This is a genomic window from Cryobacterium algoricola (genome assembly GCF_004402485.1).
Taxonomy (GTDB): domain Bacteria; phylum Actinomycetota; class Actinomycetes; order Actinomycetales; family Microbacteriaceae; genus Cryobacterium; species Cryobacterium algoricola.
This window is the reverse complement of record NZ_SOFG01000012.1, coordinates 58,120-80,649: the sequence shown is the minus strand read 5'-3', so window position 1 is coordinate 80,649 and position 22,530 is coordinate 58,120. Positions and strand designations below refer to the sequence as shown.

The window sequence follows — 22,530 nt, the reverse complement described above, 5'->3', positions numbered from 1 at the left end:
GCCTGCGTGCGGTTCTGTGAGCCTCCGCAGGGTGCCCCTCCCTAACACCCTGTTCGCTCAGGGTGACCGCATAGGAAACCCATAGAGTCCGCTGTCACTCTCGGTAGTGTCAACGAATGAAGGGTGGCACTGCGATGAACGCTCACGAACGCGGTAAGAAGCTCAGCAAGATCGTCACCGGCACGATCGGACTGCTCGCGATCGTCGCCGCCTCTGCCCTCGGCCTGCACGACTGGGCAGACTCCCTCGCCACGCAGGATGCCTCGGCGACGACGACCACGACCACGTCGGGCAACTCGGGCACGACGTCCGGAAGTACCACGACCCAGGCGACCACCGCACCGGCCGCACCAGCCGCACCAGCCGCACCGAGTGTGTCCTCGGGTAACGGCACCAAGGCCCACGCCGCGACGAGCGGGTCCTGATGACGGCCACCGCGAGCGTCGCGACCGAAGACTGGTCCCTCTGGAGCACGAGCGCCCGCCTCGTCGTGACCGACCCCGCGCTCCTCCCCGAGGCCCGCCGCATCGCCGACGCCGTGCTCGACGACATCGACCTCGCCTGCAGCCGGTTCCGCGACGACTCCGAGGTCATGGTCAAAGCCCCGCTCTTCCCGGTCGGGGCGCTCGTCAGCGACACCCTCGCCGACCTGATGCGCCTCGCCCTCGCCTCCGCCGCGGCGACGGACGGCGACGTGGACCCGACCCTGGGCAACGCCCTCGACGCGATCGGCTACGACCACGACATCCGCCTGATCCTCGACGACGGCGTCCCGGTGCGCGCGATCGCGTCGCCCCGGCCAGGCTGGGCGAGCGTGCGACTCGTCGGCAACCGGCTGACCGTGCCCGCCCACCTCAGCATCGACCTCGGCGCGACCGCGAAGGCCGCCGCCGCCGACCGGGTCGCCGCCCGCATCGCCACGGAACTCGGCTGCGGCGTGCTCGTGAGCCTCGGCGGTGACATCGCGACCGCCGGTCCCGCGCCCGCAGGCGGGTGGCAGGTCCTGGTCCAGGATGCCCCGCTCGATCCGAGCGCCCGCGTGACCCTCGCGGAGGGCCTCGCCCTCGCGACCTCGAGCACGCAGAAGCGGCGCTGGACCAAGGCCGGCCGCCCCCAGCACCACATCCTGGACCCCGGCTCCGGGGTGCCCGCCGAGCCGGTCTGGCGCAGCGTCACGGTCGCGGCGGAGAGCTGCCACCGCGCCAACACGCTCAGCACCGCGTCGATCGTGCGCGGCCACAAGGCCGTCGCCTGGCTGCGCGAGCTCGGGGTTCCCGCCCGTCTCGTCGACGCCGACGGAGTGGTCGTCGCCCTCGGCGGCTGGCCGGACGACGACCCGTCCGGCGCGGGCACCGATTCCGGCGCCGACTCCGACTCCGACTCCGACGCCGAAAGGACCCTGCTGTGAACGAAGCGCTCTGGGCGCTCGGCCGCGGAACCGGGGTCGTCTCCCTCGCCCTCTTCACCGTCTCGGTCCTGCTCGGCATCCTGAACCGGTCCGGACGGCCCCTCTTCGCGCTGCCCCGGTTCTCGGTCGCCCTCGTGCACCGCAATGTGGCACTGCTCGCGACCGCCTTCCTCGCCATCCACCTGGTCACGCTGTTCGGCGACTCCTACGCCCAGCTCCGGCTCGTCGACTTCGTCGTGCCCTTCCTCGGCGCGGCCAAGCCCTTCTGGCTCGGCCTCGGCACCCTCGCCGTCGACCTGATGCTCGCGATCGTTGTCACGGCCCTCCTCCGCGGCGTCATCGGCGTGCGGGTGTTCAAAGCCGTGCACTGGCTGACCTACCTGATGTGGCCCGTCGCACTGCTGCACTCCATCGGCAACGGAACGGATGCCGGCCAGGCCTGGTTCATCGCCTTCGCGGCCACCTGTTCGATCGCCGTGCTCTCCGCTCTCGGCTGGCGCCTCAGCCGCGGCTTCGTCGAATACCAGAACGTCCGAATCGGGAAGGCATCGTGAGCCGCGCACCGGACACCACGCTGTTTCCGCCGGTCCAGGCTCCGGCAGGGACCACCCGGCTCACCGCCGCCCGCGCCGCCGACTACGGCACCCACCAGACGACGTTCGGGCCCCTGCCCGCCCACACCGACTCGGCCGCGCTCCTCGCCGCCCTCCGTGACTCCGGCCTCGAGGGCCGCGGCGGCGCGGGCTTCCCGGCGTGGCGCAAGCTCGCCGCCGTGCCCGCCCGCGAACGCGCCCGCCGCCGCCGCGTCGTCGTGATCGGCAACGCCGCGGAGGGCGAACCCCTCAGCCAGAAGGACGCGACACTGCTGCTCCGGTCGCCGCACCTCGTCATCGATGGGCTCCTCACCGTGGCCGGCGCCCTCGGCGCCCACTCCGTCTACCTCTACGCCCAGGCCTCCGTGCTCGAGGCCGTCGGACGTGCCCTCGCCGAGCGAGCGGATGCCGCCGGCATCGAACTGCGGGAAGCCGCGGAGTCTTTCATCTCGGGTGAGGCATCCGCCGTCGTCAACGCCCTCGCCGGCCGCGAGCCGGTTCCGCAGGACCGCACCGTGCGGCTCACCGAGTCCGGCCTCGGTGGCCGCCCCACCCTGCTGCACAATGTCGAGACCCTCGCCCACATCGCCCTGATCGCCCGGTTCGGGGCCGCCTGGTTCCGCTCGGTGGGCACGAAGGGGGACCCGGGGACGCGACTCGTCACGGTCGGCAGCGACGGGCATCCGTCGACCGTGCTCGAGGTCGCCGGCGGATCCCGCATCGGTGACGTGCTCCGGTTCACCGGTGTCGACACCGGGACGCTGTCGGCCGTGCTCGTCGGCGGGTACCACGGCGCCTGGCTGCCGGCGTACGCCCTGGAGGCCCGCCTCGATCGCGCCGACCTCGCCGGATTCGGCGCGAACCCGGGTGCGGGCATCCTGATGGGGCTCGGCGAACGGCGCTGCCCGATCACGGTCGCCGCCGCGGTCGCCACCTATCTCGCCGGCGAGACCGCCGGCCAGTGCGGACCCTGCGTCAACGGGCTGCCGGCGATGGCCGCCGTGCTCAGGCGACTCGCCCGCGGCGACCGCGATCCGGGTCTTCCCGGCGAGGTGCGTCGCCTCGCGGCCATCGTCACCGGCCGTGGCTCCTGCAACCACCCGGACGGAACCGCCCGCTTCGTACTCAGCACGCTCACGGTGTTCGCCGACGACGTCGCCGCGCACCTCGCCGGGCACTGCCGAAAGGACCACCGATGAACCTGCGCGCCCCCGACCCCCGCAGTGCCGCCGACCCTACCGTGCTGCTGCACATCGACTGGACGAAGTGCGACGGCCGGGGTCTCTGCACCGAGATCCTGCCGGAGCTCCTCGCCCGCGACGAGTGGGGCTACCCGCTCTCCTACGGTTACGGCTCGAACGTTCCGGTCCCGGACCGGCTGCTCGACGCGGCCACCGACGCCGTGTCGCTGTGCCCCCGCCAGGCGCTCACGCTCATCGACCGGTAGCGCGCGGCGGCGGTGGGAACGGCGGCGTCAGTGGCTGCTGCTGCCGCCGCTGACCCGGGTCGCGCGGAAGCCGTGACGTAGGCTCGGGGCATGACAAGGCCCGGCCACAGCCCATTTTTCTGGATCTCCGCCCTCATCGCCGCCGCGTGGTGGGTCGTCTGCGCCGGCGCATTCGGTTACCTGACCTGGTTCGGCCCCGTCCCGACCGCCTTCGTGAAGCACCTCCTGCCGGAGACCATTCCCCGCAGCGTCTGGTTCTGGCCCGCGCCGTGGATCGTTCTTGTGCCGCTCGCCTCTGCTGCGGTGGTGTTCGTGGTCTACCTGGTCCTGGCTCGCCTGATCGTGGACCGGACAGACGGATCGCGCGTCGCCCGGTTCCTCGCCCTCTGGTTCGTGGCCGTGCTGACCGGCTTCCTCGCCACCCTCCCGTGGGTGATCAGCGCCATCATCTCCGCATTCCCGCCGTCCCGCGCGGCGTTCGTGCTCGACCCGGCCGGCGACGCCATGCTCCTCAGCGGCTACTGGGGGATCGCCTGGGGCTGGCTGCCGGCCCTGCTCGCGCTGCGCAGGGTGCGGGAGCCCGCCGCCGCACTCGAACAGGGCACGGATGCCGTCCCGGCGACCGTCGCGACCGGCCCGTTCCGCAGGTATCCGCTCGCCGTTCTCAGCACCGTCGCCGTCGTCGTCCTGGTCGCCTCCGGCCTCGTCGTGGGATTGGGCAGCCGGGCCGAGCGACTCGTCTCCGCGGCGGAGAACGCGCTCGCCGACGGCAACACCCTCGGCGCCGTCCCCGATCCGGACGTCCCTGTCACGCCGCCGCCGACCGTCGCTCCTGACGCGGCGGCGGCTCCCGCCGGATGGTGCACGCCGGAGGACACGGCGGTGCTGCTCGGCGATCCCGATGCCGCGACCGGACACCGCACCGTATCGATCCAGGCCATGAACTTCAGCGACCTGCCGTGCACGCTCAACGGCTACCCCGATCTCGCCTTCGCGGACCAGGCCGGGTCCGCCATCGCCGTCACGCTCGTGCACGGCGGCTCCTTCATGACCACCGACGACGGCGCCCAGCCCATCGAGGTCCCGGCCGGTGGATTCGCCGTCACCCGGCTCGGCTGGGATGCCATGGCGACCGCGGACGTGCCCGCGACATACACGCTGTTCTCGGCCCTGTACCCCGGGCTCGATCGGGGTTCCTGGCCGATCACCCTCGACATCGTCGCGGGTGGGAAGGTCTCCGTCACGGCCTGGTCCCTCTCCGGGGCCACGGACTGAGCCGGCGCGAACCGGGCACCGGCACCGAAGATGTAGCTATTCCTTGACACGAAGTATGTTTTTCTTTACATTTAGTCAGGTCAGCTTTACTTCAGTCACCGTCACGTCCCTCGAGGAGCCCGAATGTCAGCCCTGGAAAAACGCGCCTGGATCAGGCTCGGCACCGCGATCGCCGCGTACGCGACCTATCTCGCCCTCATCCTGATCCGGGATGACGGCGGGCAGCTCGCCGAGGTGTCGTACGTTCCCGCGCTGCTCTGGACGATCGGCGGCGCCATCGTCGCGTCGATCGTGCTCGACATCCTGGTCTCGATCGCCTCGCCGAGGGAGACCGGACGAGCCGACCAGCGCGACCGCGAGATCGCCCGGTTCGGCGGCACGGTCGGCCAGTCGTTCGTCGTGATCGGCGGCGTCGCCGCCCTCCTGATGGCCCTGCTGGAACTGCCGTACTTCTGGATCGCCAACGCGGTGTATCTTGCGTTCGTGCTCTCGGCCGTCCTCGGCGGAATCGCGCGGCTCGTCGCCTACCGGAGAGGCCTGCCGCAGTGGTGAGGCCGGCGAAGTCGGCGGCCTCCGCGACCTCCGCGAAGCCGACCCGGGTCACCAACGACATGCGGCGACTCCGCTTCGCCAACAGCGAGATGACCCAGGCCGACCTCGCGGACCGCACCGGAGTGACCCGCCAGACCATCATCGCCATCGAGCAGGGCCGCTACTCGCCGTCGCTCGAGCTGGCCTTCCTGATCGCCCATGCCTTCGGCGTGCCGCTCGACGCGGTGTTCCAGTACCCGGCCCAGCCGGCGGCATCCGTCACCCCGCCCGTCATCCCACCCGTCATCTCGCCCCGCACCCCGTCAGGAGAAGAATCATGAAGGCCCTCGTCCAGAATCGATACGGTTCCGCAGACGTGCTCCACCTCGAGGACATCGACGAGCCGGAGGTCGGAGCCGACGACGTGCTTGTCCGGGTCCAGGCCGCCGGGATCGACGCCGGCGTCTGGCACCTGATGGCCGGGCGTCCCTACCTGCTCCGGCTGTTCGGCTTCGGACTTCGGGCCCCGCGGCTCCGCGTGCGCGGACGGGATGTCGCCGGAACGGTCGCCGCCGTCGGGGCCCGCGTGACGAAGTTCCGGGTCGGCGACGAGGTGTTCGGCACGTCCCTCACCGGATCGTTCGCCGAGTACACCCGGGTCCCGGCCGACCGACTCGTCCCGAAGCCCGCGAACGTCGGGTTCGTGGAGGCCGCCGCCGTGCCCGTCTCGGCCTGCGCCGCCCTGCACGCCCTCCGCGACGCCGGGAAGCTCGAGGCCGGCCAGCGCGTCCTCGTGATCGGCGCGGGCGGCGGCGTCGGCACCTTCGCCGTCCAGCTCGCCACGGCGTTCGGCGCGACGGCGACCGGGGTGTGCAGCACCGGCAAGGTCGACCTCGTCCGGTCACTCGGCGCCGCGGAAGTGATCGACTACACCCGCGAGGACTTCGCCGACGGCCGGAACACCTGGGACCTGATCCTCGACATCGCCGGAAACTCCACCCTGTCCCGGCTCCGCCGGGCGCTCACCCCGACCGGCACCCTCGTCATCGTCGGCGGCGAGGGCGGCGGCGCCGTGCTCGGCGGGATCGACCGCCAGCTCCGTGCCCTCCTCCTGTCTGCCGTCGTCAGGCAGACCCTGCGCGGGGTCGTCTCCGCAGAGGGCGCAGACGACCTCGAGACCCTCGGAAGACTGCTCGAGGCCGGCACGATCCGGCCCGCGATCGACCGGACCTTCTCCCTCGGGGAGGCGGCGGACGGCATCCGCTACCAGCACGCCGGACAGGCCCGCGGGAAGGTCGTCGTCACCGTTCCGTGAGACCCGGACAGGGGGAGCCGTAGGCTGGGCGGGCACCCAACGAATGGATATCCCCCTGTTATGAGCATTTGGCGCACCAAAAGCATTGAGGCCTCGATGGCCGACTCCCTCGAAAAGGGCCACAACCTCAAGCGCACCCTCGGCACCTGGGACCTCATGGTCATGGGTGTCGCCGTGGCCGTCGGCGCCGGAATCTTCTCGGTCGGGGCGAAGGCGGCCGGCAGCTACGCCGGCCCGTCGGTGACGCTCGCGTTCCTGCTCGCCGCCCTCACCTGCGCCCTCGCGATCATGTGTTACGCGGAGTTCGCGTCGGCCGTCCCGGTCGCCGGTTCGGCGTACACCTTCACCTACGCGACCCTCGGCGAGCTCCTCGCCTGGATCATCGGCTGGGACCTGATCCTCGAGATGCTCACCGCGGCCGCCGTGATCGCCAAGTACTGGGGCATCTACCTCTCGAGCGTCTTCGACCTGCTGCACTGGAACGTCCCGGCGACCATCAACATCCTCGGGCTCGACGTGAGCTGGGGCGCCTTCGTCATCGTCGCGATCTTCACGACCCTCCTCGTGCTCGGCACGAAACTCTCCGCCCGGGTCGCGAGCGTCTTCACGATCCTCAAGGTCGCGATCGTGCTCTTCGTCATCGTCGCGGGAGCCTTCTTCATCAACCCGGCGAACTACTCACCGTTCATCCCTGCCGCGATTCCCACGGCCGGCGGAGACGGCGACGTCTGGATGCAGTCCCTCTTCTCCTTCATGACCGGTGCGCAGCCGGCCCAGTACGGCCTCTTCGGCCTGCTCGCGGGCGCCTCCCTGGTCTTCTTCGCCTTCATCGGGTTCGACGTCGTCGCCACGAGCGCCGAAGAGGTCAAGAACCCGCAGAAGACCCTGCCGCGCGGAATCTTCGCCGGGCTCGCGATCGTGACCGTGCTCTACCTCGGCGTCAGCCTCGTGCTCACCGGGATGGTGCCGTACACCGTTCTCGCGCAGGACCCGAACGCCTCCCTCGCAACGGCCTTCGTCGCCGTCGGCGCCGGCTGGGCCGCCGAGGTCATCTCGGTCGGCATCCTGATCGGTCTGACGACCGTGATCATGGTGCTGCTGCTCGGGCTCTCCCGGGTGCTCTTCGCGATGAGCCGGGACGGCCTGCTGCCCCGCGGCCTCAGCGTCACCTCGGCGAAGCGCGGCACGCCGGCGCGGGTGCAGATCATCGCGGGCACGGCGGTCGCCCTGATCGCCGGCCTCACCAACGTGGGCGTCCTCGAAGAGATGATCAACATCGGCACCCTCTCGGCGTTCGTGCTCGTGAGCATCGCCGTGGTCGTGCTGCGGAAGAAGCGACCGGACCTCAAGCGCGCCTTCAAGGTGCCGCTCTCCCCGTACCTGCCGATCCTCTCCGCCGTGCTGTGCTTCTGGCTGATGCTGAACCTCACCACCCTGACCTGGGTGCGGTTCGCGGTCTGGCTGGCGATCGGCCTCGCCGTGTACTTCGCCTACGGGCGCCGCCACTCCGTGGTCGGCCTCGAGGCCAAGCGCGTCTTCGACGAGACCGTCCGCACCGAGGCCGCCCGCGAGGAGCGCTCCCTCCGCGACTGATCCCCTCCAGCGACGAGTCCTTCCTCCGCCACTCCCTCCCGCGAGAGTACGAATTCGGCCCTCTCCGTGCGGCCGAAGGGGCCATATTCGTACTCTCGCGGGCTGGGGCAGGGCGGAGATGCCTAGGGGAGACGGTAGAGGGTGGCCTCCCAGGGGCGGAGGGACGCGACGGGGGACTGGGGCGGGTGGTTGCCGAGGACTCGCTCGGCGTTGGTGAGCACGGCGGCGACCGCCGCGGGCAGCGGCGCGGCGAGCGGGGCATCCGCCGCGTTGGCCACGACGAGGAGGGTCTCACCGGCCAGCGAGCGGGTGAAGGCGTAGAGCTGCTCGTGGTCGGGCTCGAGCAGGCCGAAGTCGCCGAGGGCGACAACGGGGTTCTCGTGCCGCAGCCGGATCAGCTCCTGGTAGAACCGGAACACGCTCCGCTCGCCCGCCCGGTCGGCGGCGACGTTGATCCCGGTGTGGTTCGGGTTGACCGCGAGCCACGGCGTTCCCGTGCTGAAGCCCGCGTTCGGCGAGGCGTCCCACTGCATCGGGGTGCGGGCGTTGTCGCGGCCCATGGCGTGCACCCCCGCGAGAACGGATGCCGGTGAGCGGTCGAACTCCTCGACGGCCTCCCGGTAGTGGTTGAGCGATTCGATGTCGCGGTAGTCGGCGATCGAGTCGAACCGTACGTTCGTCATCCCGATCTCCTCACCCTGGTAGATGTACGGGGTGCCGCGCTGCAGGTGCAGCACGAGCGCCCAGAGCGTCGCGGATTCGTAGCGGTACTCGGCGTCGTTGCCGAAGCGGGAGACCAGGCGGGGCTGGTCGTGGTTGTTGAGGTAGAGGCTGTTCCAGCCGGTGTCCGCGAGATCCCGCTGCCAGTGTGCGAGGTTCTGCTTGAGCGCGGGCAGGTTGAGGGGGAGGGCGTCGAACTTGTTCGCGCCCTGGTCGAGGGAGACATGTTCGAACTGGAAGATCATGTCGACCTCGTGCCTGGCCGGGTCGGTGAACAGCACGGCATCCGCCGTGGTCACCCCGGGCATCTCGCCGACGGTGAGGTGTTCGCCGGGGCGTCCGGCGAACACGGCCGCGTGCATCTCCTGCAGGTAGTCGTGGATCTGCGGGCCCATCGGGCAGGAGGCGTCGAGCGACGGGGACGGCCCGTCGACGAGCTCGACCCGCTTGGCGATGAAGTTGATCACGTCCATCCGGAAGCCGTCGACGCCGCGGTCGAGCCACCGGTTCATCATGGCGTAGACGGCCTGGCGCACCTCGGGGTTCTCCCAGTTGAGGTCGGGCTGCTGCACCGCGAACAGGTGCAGGTAGTACTCGCCGGTCGTCTCGTCGAGGGTCCAGGCCGGGCCGCTGAAGAAGCTGCCCCAGGCGTTCGGCAGCCCGTTCAGCGGGCCGTTCGAGGCGTTCGGCGTGCGCCACCAGTACCAGTCCCGCTTCGGGTTGGTCAGGCTGCTCTTCGACTCGAGGAACCACGGGTGTTCGTCGCTCGTGTGGTTGACCACGAGGTCCATCACGATCCTGATCCCCCGCTCCTGGGCCTCGGCAAGGAGCAGGTCGAACTGGGCGAGGTCGCCGAAGACGGGGTCGATGTCCTCGTAGTCTTTGATGTCGTAGCCGTTGTCATGCTGGGGCGACGGATACACCGGGGACAGCCAGAGCGCATCCACCCCGAGTTCTGCGAGGTAGTCGAGCTTGCCGCGGATGCCGGCGAGGTCGCCGATTCCGTCACCGTCGGCATCCGCGAAGCTGCGCGGATAGACCTGGTACACGACGGCCGAGGTCCACCACGGGGCCCCTCGCGTCGCGTCCTGGACGGAATCGGTCACGGGTGTGGAACTCGTCACGACTGGATCCTCTCCTCGTGCCGGGTGACCGGCGTTGGGGTCGAGCCTAGACCGGGAGGGTCGGTGGCGACGGGGTGGCCGCGGCGGGTGATTTGAACATCAGTTGGGCCGCGCGCGATAATTGGACCGCGGAACGGGACGATATTCCCTCCCGTCGACCCGAAGGCAGGCCAGTTGAGCGAGACCCCGCGGCCGACGACGGATGCCCGCCGCACCTTCTTCGCCGCCCGCCCGACCGCAGGCGCCACCGTCGACCTCGGCGTCAGCATCGGCGGCCTGCGCCTCCTGAACCCGGTCATGCCCGCCTCCGGGTGTTTCGGACCAGCCCTCGGCCGGCTCATCCCCGTCGACGAGCTCGGGGCCGTCGTGACCAAGACCGTCTTCGGCGTGCCGCGCGGCGGCAACCCGGCACACCGGCTCACCGAGATCCGGGCCGGCATGGTCAACAGCGTCGGCATCCCGAGCCGCGGTGCCGCCGGCTACCTCGCCGAGCTGCATCCGCACTACAGGGCGCTCGGCCCGCCCGTGATCATCAGCGTCGGCGCGCACCGCCCGAACGGGTACGCCCCCGTCGTGCGCGACCTCGGCGCGGCCGGCGACGCCTACGAACTCAACGTCTCCTGCCCCAACCTCGACCGCGACGGCACCGACATCGGCTCTGACCCCGACGCCATCGAGAGCGCCGTGGCCGCGGTACGGCTCGAGACCGACAAGCCGATCATCGTCAAGCTCCCGGTGCTCGCCTCCTCGATCGCCGAGTGCGCCCAGGCCGCCCAGGCCGCCGGCGCGGACGCCGTCTGCGTCGCCAACTCGATCCCCGCGCTGCCGCTCGAGGCGTACACCCGCGCCCCCGCGATCGGCAACGTCATCGGCGGCCTGTCCGGCCCCTCGATCCGGCCGATCGTGCTCAGGCTGGTCTGGCTCGCCGCGCGCTCCGTCGACATCCCCGTGATCGCCTGCGGCGGCATCGAGACCGCCGACGACGCCCTCGACTACTTCTCGGTCGGCGCCTCCGCCGTGCAGGTCGGCACCGCGAGCTTCGCCCGCCCGTTCGCAATGGTCGAGATCGTGCGCACCCTGCAGCAGCGCTGCACGGACGACCGGGTCGCCGGCATCCGCGATCTCATCGACCTCTGGAGAGCCCAATGAGCCCGATGAAGACCCCGCCGACCGCAGCGGAGACCCGGGCGGCCCTCGCCAGGCAGGCCGCCTTCGCCGCAGCGGATGCCGCCGCGCTCGACGGTCTGCTGTCCGTGCGCCCCCCGGAGGCCGGGCCCCGCCCCGAGCCGGTCTGGGACGAGGCGACCGTCGTCAGCCACGAGGTCGTGCGCGAGCGCTACCGCCGGCTCACCCTGTCCTGCGGCACGATCGCGGCGACCGCGCTCGCCGGGCAGTTCCTGATGATCACGGTCCCGCCGCACGGCGGAGAGCGGATCCTGCTGCCGCGCCCGATGGCGATCCACCGCCGGAACCCGCTTCGAGGCACGATCGAGGTCATCTACGGTGTCGCCGGCCGGGGCACCACCGCGCTCGCCGCGGTCACTCCCGGCCAGCGCCTCCTCGTGACCGGGCCGCTCGGCCGCGGCTTCGAGTTCCCCGCCGGAACCCGCAGAGCCCTGATGATCGGCCGCGGCGTCGGCGTGTGCGCGGTGATGGGTTCGGTCGAGGACGCGGAGGCCCGCGGCATCCGTGCCACGCTCGTCGCGAGCGGACGCACCCGGGGGAGCCTCATCGGCGCCGCAGAATGCGCCGAACTCGGTGCGCGCTTCATTCCGGTCACCGACGAGGAGGGTTCCGCCGACCTTCCCGCGCTCGGGGCCCTGCTGCGCAGCGAGTTCGCCGCCGGTCCGCCCGACGTCGTCTTCGTCTGCGGCGCCGGCGTGCTCACCCGGCTCGCCGCCGAACTCGGCGCTGAGTGGGGCGTGCCCGTGCAGGCGTCCCTCGAGGCGCACATGGCGTGCGGGCTCGGCTACTGCCACGGATGCGCGGCGCCGGTCCGGACGGACCCTGCGGTCGAGGGCCCCCTCGTCTGTGTCGACGGCCCGGTCTTCGACGCCGCCGTTTAAGCGCAGATCCAGCAGAGGAGTGCTCTGTTAGACTTGGCGAGGCCAATCTATGGATTGTCCGCACGCCTTGCGCGCCATACGGGTGCGCAAGTCTTCATCGCCGGAATGGCGAGAAGCAAACACAAAAGGAGAGAACCCCCATATGGAGGGTCCAGAAATCACGTTCGCCGAAACCGTTATTGACAACGGCAAGTACGGCACTCGCACGATCCGCTTCGAGACCGGCCGTCTCGCCCAGCAGGCGCAGGGTTCTGCCGCCGCATACATCGACGAAGAGACGATGCTGCTGTCCGCCACGAGCGCGAGCAAGCAGCCCAAGGAAAACTTCGACTTCTTCCCGCTGACCATCGATGTCGAGGAGCGTATGTACGCTGCCGGCCGCATCCCGGGCAGCTTCTTCCGTCGCGAAGGTCGCCCGTCGACCGAGGCGATCCTCACCTGCCGCCTGATCGACCGGCCGCTGCGCCCGTCGTTCGTCGACGGACTCCGCAACGAGATCCAGGTCGTCGTCACCGTCCTCGCCATCGCGCCGGACGAGTACTACGACGTGCTGGCGATCAACGCCGCGTCGATGTCGACTCAGATCGCCGGCCTGCCGTTCTCCGGCCCGATCGGTGGCGTCCGCGTCGCCCTCATCCCCGACCAGAACGGCTCCGGCCAGTGGGTCGCGTTCCCGAAGCACTCGCAGGTTGAAGAGGCCGTGTTCAGCATGGTCGTCGCCGGCCGCGTGGTGACGGATGCCGATGGCAGCGAAGACGTTGCGATCATGATGATCGAGGCCGAAGCCACCGACAACGCCTGGACCTTGATCCAGGGCGGCGCCATCAAGCCGAACGAAGAGGTCATCGCCGAGGGCATCGAAGCCTCGAAGCCCTTCATCAAGCAGCTCATCGTAGCCCAGCAGAAGGTCGCAGCCGCGGCCGCGAAGCCGACCGGCAACTACCCGGTGTTCCCGCCGTACGTGCCGGCCACCTACGACGCCGTTGCCGCGCTCGCCTATGACGAGCTCAAGAACGTCTACCAGATCGCCGACAAGGTCGACCGTCAGAACGCCGACGACGCCCTCAAGGCGAGCGTCAAGACGGCCATCGCCGCGAAGATCGAAGCCGGCGAGCTCGACGCGAGCGCCGCCAACCAGGTCTCCGCCGCGTACAAGTCGGTCACCAAGCTCGTCGTGCGCTCCCGTGTGCTCAACGAGGGCATCCGCATCGACGGCCGTGGGCTTGCGGACATCCGCCCGCTCGACGCCGAGGTCGCGATCATTCCCCGCGTGCACGGTTCGGCGATCTTCCAGCGCGGTGAGACCCAGATCCTGGGCGTCACCACGCTGAACATGCTCAAGCTCGAGCAGACGATCGACTCCCTGAGCCCGGTCACCAAGAAGCGCTACATGCACAACTACAACTTCCCGCCGTACTCCACCGGTGAAACCGGCCGGGTCGGCACGCCGAAGCGTCGCGAGATCGGCCACGGAGCGCTCGCTGAGCGTGCCCTGGTCCCCGTGCTGCCGTCGCGCGAGGAGTTCCCGTACGCCATCCGTCAGGTCTCCGAGGCGCTCAGCTCCAACGGCTCGACCTCGATGGGTTCCGTCTGTGCATCCACACTGTCCCTGCTCAACGCCGGTGTGCCGCTGCGCGCCCCGGTCGCGGGCATCGCGATGGGCCTCATCTCCGACACCGTGGACGGGAAGACCCGCTACGCGGCCCTGACCGACATCCTCGGTGCCGAAGACGCCCTCGGCGACATGGACTTCAAGGTCGCCGGCACGAGCGAGTTCGTCACCGCGATCCAGCTCGACACCAAGCTCGACGGCATCCCCGCCTCGGTGCTCGCCGGTGCGCTCACGCAGGCCAAGGATGCTCGTACGACCATCCTCGCCGTGCTGAACGCCGCCATCGACAAGCCCGACGAGATGGCACCGACCGCGCCCCGCGTGATCAGCGTCCAGATCCCCGTCGACAAGATCGGCGAGCTGATCGGCCCGAAGGGCAAGACGATCAACGCGATCCAGGACGAGACCGGCGCGGACATCTCGATCGAGGAAGACGGCACCGTGTACATCGGCGCCGTCGATGGTCCCTCGGCCGAGGCCGCACGTGCCCAGGTCAACGCGATCGCGAACCCGACCAACCCGGAGGTCGGCGAGCAGTTCCTCGGCACCGTCGTGAAGATCGCCGCGTTCGGCGCCTTCGTCTCGCTTCTTCCCGGCAAGGACGGCCTGCTGCACATCAGCGAGGTCCGCAAGCTCGCCGGTGGCAAGCGCGTCGAGAACGTCGAAGACGTGCTCGGAGTCGGCCAGAAGGTCCTCGTCGAGATCACCAAGATCGACGACCGTGGCAAGCTGTCGCTCGCCCCGGTCCTCGAAGACGAGTCGGCGTCCGCCGAATCCGTCGTCGAGGTCGCATCGGTGTCCACCGAGGCGTAGTCTTAGAGTTCTGCCGACAACCTCTCGCCAGGTTCGTCGGTTAGACGGAAGGCCCGTTCTGCTTCGGCAGGGCGGGCCTTTTCCGTGCCCGGCGTGTTCCGAATTCAGGAGTTGCGCCGGAAAAGCGGCCGATGTCGCCAAAATACCGGCGCTGCGCCGCTCAACTCCTGAATTCGGAACAGGGGAGGCACCTATTTGAGAACATTATCAATCGGCGATATAATCAAACGGTGCCGATGACCGGATTGCCCATGGCCCAGCTGAAAGCCGAATTGTTCAAGTCGCTGGGGCATCCGCTGCGCGTGCAAGTACTCGAACAGCTCGTCGGCGGCGAACGCTCGGTCGGCGGCCTCGCCGAGGTGCTCGGCTCAGAGCTCTCCAACCTCTCCCAGCAGCTCGGGGTGCTCCGCAGGGCCGGGGTAGTCGTCACCCGCCGTGAGGGCAACACCATCTTCTATGCGGTCCGTGACGACGGCGTCGCCGAACTGCTCGCCGTCGCGAAGCGGATGCTGGTCGCGACACTCGAAGACTCCCACGCGCTCCTCCGCACGATCGAGCAGGACGAGCGCTAGCGGCATCCGCCCACCTCACGCGACGCCGTTCACCTCAGCGGGTCCGGGCGCGCGTCACGGGCGGGGATCAGAGGTCGTTGCCCGCGTAGGACTGGTTGAAGCTCTTGTTGACGAGCGGGAAGTCGGGCACGATCGTCTCCGCGAGCGCGACGGGCAGTGCCGGCCAGTTGAAGAACGAGGGATCGACGATCTTGACCCGGCTGACCACGCCGCCGGCGCCGAGTTCGACGCGGTAGCAGATGGTGCCGCGCCAGCCTTCGACGAAGGCCAGCCCGGTCCCCGGCTCGAGCGGGTCGACGGCGGTGCCGCTGCCGATGTGGTCGCCGAGCCGATCAATGAGGTCCAGGACGACGGCGATCGAGACCGCAAATTCGCGCGCGCGCACCCGGTACCGGGCGAGTACGTCCCCGCCGGTCTCGGTGACGACGTGGAACGCCGGGCCGAGGTCGACGAACGGGTGGTCCCTGCGGGCGTCCGCGTCGATCCCGGAGGCCCTCGCGACGTACCCGAGGGTGCCGATCGCGCGGGCCTGGCCGCTGGAGAGCGGCGCCGTTCCGGTGAACCGGTCGCGCACGATCGCGTGACCGAGGGTGATCGCGATGATCTCCTGCATGTCGGCGGCCACGCCGCGGAGCACCTCGGGGTCGGGCAGGCCGAGCACCCGGGCGCCGCCGATCCGCACGCCGCCGCGCAGGAAGCGCTGGCCGGTGACGGTCTTGTTCAGGCGCAGCAGGGTCTCACGCAGCCGCTGGGTGTGCGAGTGCACGATCCCGAAACCGACGTCGTTCGCGAGCGAGCCGAGGTCGGAGACGTGGTTGTAGATCCGCTCGAGTTCGAGCAGGAGCGCGCGCAACTGCCTGTCCGTCTCGCGGACCTCGATGCCCGCAGCGGCCTCGACGGCCATGCAGTATGCGAGCGAGTGCCCGACGACGGTGTCCCCGGTGACCTGCTCGGCGAGCTCGAGACCGTCGGCCGGCTTCCGGCCTTCGAAGAGCCGCTCGACGCCGCGGTGCATGTACCACTGGCGGGCCTCCATGCGCACGATCGTCTCGCCGACGACGGAGAAGCGGAAGTGCCCGGGGTCGATGATCCCGGCGTGGATCGGTCCGACGGCGATCTCGTAGACGCCGGGTCCCTCGACCTCGACGAAGGGGAAGGATTCGACGTCCGGCTCGAACCGGGGGGTGACCCGGGCGCCGCGGCGCATCGGATACCAGCCACGCGGCCAGTGCCCGTGCCGCACGAGCCGGTACGGCTGCGGGTGGTCGGCCGGGCGCACGCCGTACAGGTCGCGCATCCCGCGCTCGAAGTTACCGGCCGGGTAGGACAGGTCGGCGATGCTCGGCACCCAGGCGTCGTCGTACGGCACCGGAACGACGAGGTCGACCTGCCGGCGGGGGAAGACGCCCGCGAACGAGTAGACGACGCGCAGGGCGTCGCCGTCGTCGTGGCAGGCGATCATCGCGAGTCGGTTGCCGCTGTCGAGCAGGGCGGATGCCTCCTGCCGCAGCCGGTCGCGGACGAGCACGCGGACCTCGGGGCGGGTCGGGGTGGCGGGGGTCGGGTTCGTCATCAGTGGGCTCCTCCCAGTACGGCGGCGGCACGCACGAGCAGCACGCCGACCGGGTTCGCGATGAAGGGAACGACGGCGCACGTGGCGAGGGCGAGCACGAGGGGGAGCAACGGGCCGTGGGTCGACCGGTCCGGCGCGATCACGACGTCGACGACCGGGACGGCGACGGTGTCGGGGAACGGGGCGGCCACGCGGATGTTGGAGGTCATGGGGAACGGCTCCGGTGCGCCGGCGCCGTCGATTCCGGCCTCCACCTCGAGCCGGGACAGATTCGTGGCCGCGCGGTCCGCCTCCGACTCGTCGCCCGGTGCGGTCGGGTGCCCGGTCCGGGCAGTCGCCTCCCCGGTCGCGTGCTCCGGCAGCGTCGGCGGCGTGTGGTCGAGCGCGTCGTGCGGGGACCCGATGGTGAGTGCGACGGTGAGCCGGGTGAGGCTCGCGAAGATCACCAGCAGGAGGACGAGGGCGATGCCGACGACGACGCCCATGCCGGCGGACCACCCGGCGAGGATGATGCCGACCTCGGAGAAGAAGATGCTGAACGGGGGGAATCCGACGAGGGCCGCCATCGCGACGAGCCACGGGATCGCGAGGCCCGGGCGGCGCACGAGCAGCGCCCGCACGTTCGCGATCGTCGGCGTGCCCTCGACCTCGAGGATCCGGCCGGAGACGACGAACAGGGTCGCCTTCACGAGGCCGTGGCCGAGCATGTAGAGCAGCACGGCCGGCAGGGCGGCGGCGCCGACCGCCGCGCCGATCGCCATCAGGCCCATGTGCTCGATGCTCGAGTATGCGAGCATCCGCTTGAAGTCGCGCTGGCGGATCAGCAGGGCGGCGGCGACGAACAGCGACAGCAGGCCAGCCACGCTGAGCATCGCCCGGAGGAAGTCCGGGCCGATCACGGCGTCGGTGATGGCCTGCACCCGCAGGATCGCGTAGAGGGCCACCGCGAGCAGCACGCCGCTCATCAGGCCGGAGACCGGCGCGGGGGCCTGGCTGTGGGCGTCCGGCAGCCAGCTGTGCATCGGTGCGAGGCCGGCCTTGGTGGCGAAGCCGAGCACCGCGAGGGCGCCGCCCGCGCGGACGAGGGCGGGGTCGAGCGGCAGGCCGGGCTGGCTGAGTACGAGCCAGGACAGCGTCGCCTCGCCGGTGGCCCGGGAGGCGGCGTAGATCAGCAGGATGCCGAGCAGCGCGATCGCGACGCCGACGGAGCCGAGGATCACGTACTTCCAGGAGGCCTCGAGCGACTTGCCGGTGCGGTGCGCGCCGACCAGGAACGCGGTCGTGATCGTCGTCGCCTCGATCGATGCCCACATCAGGCCGATATTGTCCGCGACGACGGCGAGCGACATGGCGGCGAGGAACACCGAGATGAGGCCGTCGTAGGAGCCGGCCCACCGCGCGGGAGTCTGGGAATGTCCATTTCCGCCGAGTCCGCCCCAGGTCGCGACGAGGCCGATGGCCCCGACGACCGTGAGCAGGTACGCCGAGAGGGCGTCGGCGCGGAGCAGGCCACCGAACGTCGGCACCTGGTCGTTCAGCACGGCGACGTCGAGGATCACGCCGGAACCGAGCACGGCCAGGCTCGAGGCGATCGGGCCGAGCCTGCGCACCCGCGGAGACGGCACCGTGAGGCTCAGGAGCGCGAACAGCACCGGGAGGGCGAGCGGGGTCCAGAGGGCGAAGGACAGGGACTGTGACATCAGTCGTGCAACTTTCTCAGCTGGTCGATGTCCGTATTGCCGAACTTGTTGTGCATCCGCCCTGCGAAGACGTACAGGATCATCACGACGAGGAGCACGTCGAGGGAGATGCCGAGCTCGAGCACGAGCGGGACGCCCCCGCTGGTGAGGAAGGCGACGGTCGCGATGCCGTTGTCGAGCACGAGGAAGCCGATCAGCTGCGAGCGTGCCTGCCGGCGGGTGACGAGCAGGAGGAAGCCGATCAGCACCATGGCGAGCCCGATCGGGGCGGCGTGCGCGGAGATGCTGGTGTCCCTGGCGAGCACCCGGCTCGAGACCACGTACGCGAGGATCGTGAGCAGGGCGACCGTGAGGAGGGAGGCCGTCGGGTTGAGCCGCGGGGCCTCATCCGTTCGGGTCGTCGCCTTCGACTCGTGGGCGAGCACCCACGGCAGCCCGAGGCCCTTGACGAGCAGGACGAGCACGGCGACGAGGATGACCTCGACCTCGCCCTTCTGCACGCCGATCACGGCGACGAGCGCCGCAAGGGCGAAGCCCTGCACGGCGAGCAGGCGGATCGAGGCGAGCATCGAATGCCGCCAGACCATCAGCGCGCTCGTGAGCAGCAGGGTTCCGGTGCAGAGGCCGATCAGTTGCGGGTAGGTGGTTTCGAACACGGATGCTCCTAAGCGACCAGGTAGGAAGCGGTGACGGCGAGCAGGGCGAGGGCGAACGACCCCGCGAGCAGCTCGGGCACGCTGAACAGGCGCGCCTTGGCGAGGAAGACCTCGCCGACGCTCAGCGCGGTGCCCAGGGCGAGCACCTTGGCCGCGACGGCGACGGCGCCGAGGAGCAGGCCGGGCACGGTGAAGTCGGTGAGCACGCCCCACGGCACGATGAGGTTGCCGAGTAGGCCGAGCAGGGCGGCGAGCTTGAGCCAGGACCCGAGCTCGAGCCAGGCCAGGTCGCGCCCGGAACTTTCGAGCACCATGGCCTCGTGCAGCATGGTGAGCTCGAGGTGGGTGGACGGGTTGTCGATGGGCAGCCGGCTCGTCTCGGCCATGATCGCGATCGCGAGGGCGACCATCGCGAGCAGGCTCACCGGGGAGATGATCACGGCGGGGGTCTGCAGCCGGGTCTGCACGATCAGGGACAGTGTCGAGCTGCCCGCCGGGATCGAGAGCGCGTAGATCGAGAGCAGCAGGGTCGGCTCGACGAGGGCCGCGACCGTCATGTGCCTGCTCGAGCCCATCCCGCCGAACGCGGTGCCGCCGTCGAGGCCGACGAGGGCGAGCGCCACGACGCCGATCAGCATCACCGACACGATGACGAAGAGGTCGCTCGGGATGAGCGGGAGCGCGAGGGTGCCGACGAGGGGGAGCAGCACGCAGAGCAGCAGGCTCGAGACGAGGAGCACGATCGGGCCGACCGTGAGCATCCAGCTCGAGTCGGCGGCGTGCACGGGCTCCTTGGCGAGGAGCTTCCGCACGTCCCGCCAGGGCTGCCAGATCCCGGCGCCCGCGCGGCCTTCGAGCCGGGCGCGCACCTGGCGGATCACGCCGATGAGCAGCGGGGCCAGGAAGACGAAGAGCGCGAGTTGCAGCACGGCCATCAGGATGGGGGCGCCGATGCCCGCCCAGGTCAGCTCGACGGCCGTGCCCACGCGCATCACAGCGACACCGCGATCAGCACGATGAGCAGGGCGGCGAACGAATAACCGAGGTAGCGATGGATGCTGCCGTCCTGGGCGCGGCGGGCCACGAGGCCGAAGCGCTGGGCGGCGTTCAGGACCGGGCGGTAGAGCCGGGTCTCGATCACGTCGGAGACGGTCTGTTCGACGTGCACCTTCTCGACGAGGTACCGGGACTCGCCGACGTGGGTGACCTCGACGTCCCGCGACGGGCGCAGCACGTCGTCGAAGACCCGCACGAGCGGTTCGGCGTAGGAGGTCGCGGTGTACTGCATCCGGGGCCGGAGCCTCGAGCCGCCGCCGGCCCACGGCAGCGGGTCGACCCGGGTGGGGTGGCGCCGCGCGCCGAGGGCGACGATCACGAGGATCGGCACGAGCACGAGTCCGGCGAGGATGACGAGGGTGCTCGGGTCGAGCACGGCGTCGATGCCCGCGAAGCTCACGCCGGCGAGGCCGACGGTGTGCACGTCGGGAACGATGCCGGGGCCGACGACCGCGGCGATTCCCGCGGCGAGCGGTCCGGGAACGAGCCCGAGGCCGACGACGGCGAGGGCGCCGAGCACGAGCGGGACGCGCATCACCCAGGGCACCTCGCGGGCGATGCTCGCCTTCCGGGAGCGCGGCCGCGCGAGGAACGCGATGCCGTATGCCTTGACGAAGGTGAGCAGGGCGAGGCCGGCGGTGAGGGCGAGCACGGCGACGGCGAGCGGCATCGCGATCGACGCGGCGACGGAGACGACCTCCCCGTCGAGCCGGGCGCCGTGGATCAGCGATTGCAGCAGCATCCACTCGGCGACGAAGCCGCTCGTGATCGGGAGCGACGCCGCGCCGAGGCTGGCGAGGCCGAACGTGCCGGCCGTCCACGGCATCCGCTTGCCCAGGCCGCCGAGCCGATCGAGGTTGAGCTCTCCGGTGGCGTGGTGGACGGCGCCGGCGCCGAGGAAGAGGGTGGTCTTAAACGCGGCGTGGCTCACCATGAGCAGCAGGGCCGCGACGAGCGCGGCGTCGGCGGCGGCCGTCGCGTGGTAGCTGCGCAGCAGCACGGATGCCCCGAGGCCGAGGAAGACGAGCCCCATGTTCTCGGTGGTCGAGTAGGCCAGCAGCACCTTGAGGTCGCTCGCGACGGAGGCCTGCAGGATTCCGTACACGGCGGAGACGCCGCCGAGCACGAGGATGAGCACGCCCCACCACGGCGGGCCAGACGGCAGCAGGCGCACGCAGACGAGGAGCGCCCCGTAGACGCCGATCTTGACCATCGCACCGCTCATCGCCGCGGCGACGTGGCTCGGCGCCTCCGGCAGCACCCGGGGCACCCAGACGTGCAGCGGGACGAGCTCCGCCTTGCCGCCGAAGCCGAGGAGGAGGAGCACGAATGCGAGATTCGCCGGCAAGGAATCGGCCGGCACGGTGGCGAGCGTCTGGAAGCCGGTGCCGCCGGTGGCCGCGACGAGCACGCCGAAGCCGGCGAGCACGAAGAAGAAGCTCAGCTGGGACATCGCCGAGTACCAGATGGCGGCGGAGAAGACGGTGCTCCGGGTCGCATGGTCGGCGAGGAGGAGCACGGTGGAGCCGAGGGTCATGATCTCCCAGAGCAGCAGGAAGGACACGACGTCGGTCGCGGCAGGGACGAGCTGCATGCCGCAGAGGAAGACGGCCATGGCCGCCCAGGAGGTGCGGGAGGCCTCTGCGCCGCGCGCCGAGCCGATCCCGAAGAGGGAGACGAGGGCGCCGACCGCGGAGACGACGATCATGAAGAGGCCGCCGAGCCGGTCGGGGGAGAGCACGAGGGGGTCGATCGGGAGGGCGAGCGGGATCGTCAGGGCGCCGGTCGTCCCACCGAGCGCCGCAGCCCCCGTGACGATGCCCGCGACACCGAGCAGGGCGCAGAGCGCACCGGTCACGCGCGAGCGCCAGGCGATGGGGAGGAGCAGACCCGTCGCGACGGCGGCGAGCGCGAGCAGGGCCTGGACGACGAGGCCGGACTGGACGGCGTTCATCGGCCGGTCATCCGGCGGAGGGTCGCGACGATGTCGGCCGGTTCCGGCGGAGTGCCGGGGACAGCGAGGTCGACGTGTACGAAGTCGGAGACGGGGCCGGCGACGCCGTAGCCGGCCGCGAAGACGCCGCCGGTGATCGCGCAGTCGCCGACGGCGATGACGAAGCGGGGGGTGGGGGTCGCGACGACGGTGCGCCGGAGGGGCTCGATCATGTTCCGGGTCACCGAGCCGCAGATCAACAGCACGTCCGCATGCCGGGGCGAGGCGACGAGCCGCACACCGTAGCGTTCGACGTCGTAGACGGGGCCGAAGGCGCTCGACACTTCCTGGGCGCAGTCGTTGCAGCCGCCGGCGTTGATGAACCGCACCTGGATGCTGCCACCGAAGATTCCGGCGCCGGGGAAGAGGGCGGGGGCCGGCGGGGCCGGCTCGGCGATCCGCCCGCTGCGACGGATGAGGGAGGTCAGTCTGGTGACGCTCACCGGGGGTTAACACCACTAAACATCATTACTTCTTTATATA

Annotated in this window: 21 protein-coding genes; 14 read left to right on the top strand and 7 right to left on the bottom strand. The window is 70.5% G+C overall.

The window, feature by feature from the left end; all coding sequences use genetic code 11:
- The first annotated feature begins 116 nt into the window (after positions 1 to 116).
- From E3O44_RS11815 to E3O44_RS11770, 10 genes are all read left to right on the top strand, one after another.
- Entirely contained in the window at positions 117 to 425 is a 309-nt protein-coding gene (locus E3O44_RS11815) for a hypothetical protein (protein WP_134534974.1), read from the top strand.
- Positions 425 to 1,408 (top strand): FAD:protein FMN transferase, encoded by a 984-nt coding sequence (locus E3O44_RS11810; protein WP_134534973.1) that lies wholly within the window; start codon positions 425 to 427, stop codon positions 1,406 to 1,408. Before E3O44_RS11815 ends, E3O44_RS11810 begins: the two co-directional genes overlap by 1 nt.
- On the top strand, positions 1,405 to 1,962 hold the full coding sequence (locus E3O44_RS11805; RefSeq protein ID WP_134534972.1) for a ferric reductase-like transmembrane domain-containing protein: 558 nt from the start codon (positions 1,405 to 1,407) through the stop codon (positions 1,960 to 1,962). The genes E3O44_RS11810 and E3O44_RS11805 overlap by 4 nt, the downstream gene beginning before the upstream one ends.
- The gene (locus E3O44_RS11800; protein ID WP_166792637.1) at positions 1,959 to 3,200 is read left to right on the top strand and encodes an NADH-ubiquinone oxidoreductase-F iron-sulfur binding region domain-containing protein; all 1,242 of its coding nucleotides are present in this window, start codon (positions 1,959 to 1,961) and stop codon (positions 3,198 to 3,200) included. The genes E3O44_RS11805 and E3O44_RS11800 overlap by 4 nt, the downstream gene beginning before the upstream one ends.
- Complete coding sequence (locus tag E3O44_RS11795) at positions 3,197 to 3,448, top strand: ferredoxin (RefSeq protein WP_134534970.1); 252 nt, start codon at positions 3,197 to 3,199, stop codon at positions 3,446 to 3,448. Before E3O44_RS11800 ends, E3O44_RS11795 begins: the two co-directional genes overlap by 4 nt.
- A 90-nt stretch (positions 3,449 to 3,538) precedes the next feature.
- Positions 3,539 to 4,723 carry a DUF4232 domain-containing protein gene (locus tag E3O44_RS11790; RefSeq protein WP_134534969.1) on the top strand — a complete coding sequence of 395 codons (1,185 nt, stop codon included), beginning with the start codon at positions 3,539 to 3,541 and terminating at the stop codon, positions 4,721 to 4,723.
- 123 nt (positions 4,724 to 4,846) lie between these two features.
- A complete protein-coding gene (locus E3O44_RS11785; protein WP_134534968.1) occupies positions 4,847 to 5,275 on the top strand; it encodes a hypothetical protein in 429 nt (142 codons plus the stop codon).
- Positions 5,276 to 5,334: 59 nt separating this feature from the next.
- A complete protein-coding gene (locus E3O44_RS11780) occupies positions 5,335 to 5,595 on the top strand; it encodes a helix-turn-helix transcriptional regulator (RefSeq protein WP_134535003.1) in 261 nt (86 codons plus the stop codon).
- A complete protein-coding gene (locus tag E3O44_RS11775) occupies positions 5,592 to 6,569 on the top strand; it encodes an NAD(P)-dependent alcohol dehydrogenase (RefSeq protein WP_134534967.1) in 978 nt (325 codons plus the stop codon). Before E3O44_RS11780 ends, E3O44_RS11775 begins: the two co-directional genes overlap by 4 nt.
- Positions 6,570 to 6,629: 60 nt before the next feature.
- Positions 6,630 to 8,162 carry an amino acid permease gene (locus tag E3O44_RS11770; RefSeq protein ID WP_134534966.1) on the top strand — a complete coding sequence of 511 codons (1,533 nt, stop codon included), beginning with the start codon at positions 6,630 to 6,632 and terminating at the stop codon, positions 8,160 to 8,162.
- A gap of 122 nt (positions 8,163 to 8,284) precedes the next feature.
- Here the strand turns inward: E3O44_RS11770 and E3O44_RS11765 are convergent, their stop codons facing one another.
- Positions 8,285 to 10,006: a glycoside hydrolase family 13 protein gene (locus E3O44_RS11765; RefSeq protein WP_241976293.1), complete on the bottom strand. Its 1,722-nt coding sequence runs from the start codon at positions 10,004 to 10,006 to the stop codon at positions 8,285 to 8,287.
- A gap of 174 nt (positions 10,007 to 10,180) precedes the next feature.
- Here E3O44_RS11765 and E3O44_RS11760 point away from each other — a divergent pair, with 174 nt between their 5' ends.
- The 4 genes from E3O44_RS11760 (at position 10,181) to E3O44_RS11745 (ending at position 15,069) form a co-directional block, all read left to right on the top strand.
- Positions 10,181 to 11,155 (top strand): dihydroorotate dehydrogenase, encoded by a 975-nt coding sequence (locus E3O44_RS11760; protein ID WP_134534965.1) that lies wholly within the window; start codon positions 10,181 to 10,183, stop codon positions 11,153 to 11,155.
- Complete coding sequence (locus E3O44_RS11755) at positions 11,152 to 12,072, top strand: iron-sulfur cluster-binding protein (protein WP_198415908.1); 921 nt, start codon at positions 11,152 to 11,154, stop codon at positions 12,070 to 12,072. Before E3O44_RS11760 ends, E3O44_RS11755 begins: the two co-directional genes overlap by 4 nt.
- 142 nt (positions 12,073 to 12,214) lie before the next feature.
- A complete protein-coding gene (locus E3O44_RS11750) occupies positions 12,215 to 14,497 on the top strand; it encodes a polyribonucleotide nucleotidyltransferase (RefSeq protein WP_134534964.1) in 2,283 nt (760 codons plus the stop codon).
- A gap of 251 nt (positions 14,498 to 14,748) precedes the next feature.
- Entirely contained in the window at positions 14,749 to 15,069 is a 321-nt protein-coding gene (locus E3O44_RS11745; protein ID WP_241976292.1) for an ArsR/SmtB family transcription factor, read from the top strand.
- 67 nt (positions 15,070 to 15,136) lie between these two features.
- On the opposite strand, the gene E3O44_RS11740 is transcribed toward E3O44_RS11745, so the two are convergent.
- The 6 genes from E3O44_RS11740 to E3O44_RS11715 are packed head-to-tail and all read right to left on the bottom strand — an operon-like array spanning position 15,137 to position 22,490.
- Complete coding sequence (locus E3O44_RS11740; RefSeq protein ID WP_134534962.1) at positions 15,137 to 16,642, bottom strand: hydrogenase large subunit; 1,506 nt, start codon at positions 16,640 to 16,642, stop codon at positions 15,137 to 15,139.
- Positions 16,642 to 18,342, bottom strand: coding sequence for a proton-conducting transporter transmembrane domain-containing protein (locus tag E3O44_RS11735; RefSeq protein WP_198415907.1), 1,701 nt, complete (start codon positions 18,340 to 18,342; stop codon positions 16,642 to 16,644). The genes E3O44_RS11740 and E3O44_RS11735 overlap by 1 nt, the downstream gene beginning before the upstream one ends.
- Positions 18,342 to 18,998: a hypothetical protein gene (locus E3O44_RS11730; RefSeq protein ID WP_134534961.1), complete on the bottom strand. Its 657-nt coding sequence runs from the start codon at positions 18,996 to 18,998 to the stop codon at positions 18,342 to 18,344. The genes E3O44_RS11735 and E3O44_RS11730 overlap by 1 nt, the downstream gene beginning before the upstream one ends.
- Positions 18,999 to 19,006: 8 nt before the next feature.
- Complete coding sequence (locus E3O44_RS11725) at positions 19,007 to 19,990, bottom strand: respiratory chain complex I subunit 1 family protein (RefSeq protein WP_134534960.1); 984 nt, start codon at positions 19,988 to 19,990, stop codon at positions 19,007 to 19,009.
- Positions 19,990 to 22,008: a proton-conducting transporter transmembrane domain-containing protein gene (locus tag E3O44_RS11720; protein WP_134534959.1), complete on the bottom strand. Its 2,019-nt coding sequence runs from the start codon at positions 22,006 to 22,008 to the stop codon at positions 19,990 to 19,992. Before E3O44_RS11720 ends, E3O44_RS11725 begins: the two co-directional genes overlap by 1 nt.
- Positions 22,005 to 22,490, bottom strand: a complete 486-nt coding sequence (locus E3O44_RS11715) for an NADH-quinone oxidoreductase subunit B family protein (protein ID WP_134534958.1) — start codon at positions 22,488 to 22,490, stop codon at positions 22,005 to 22,007. The genes E3O44_RS11720 and E3O44_RS11715 overlap by 4 nt, the downstream gene beginning before the upstream one ends.
- Between the last annotated feature and the right edge of the window lie 40 nt (positions 22,491 to 22,530).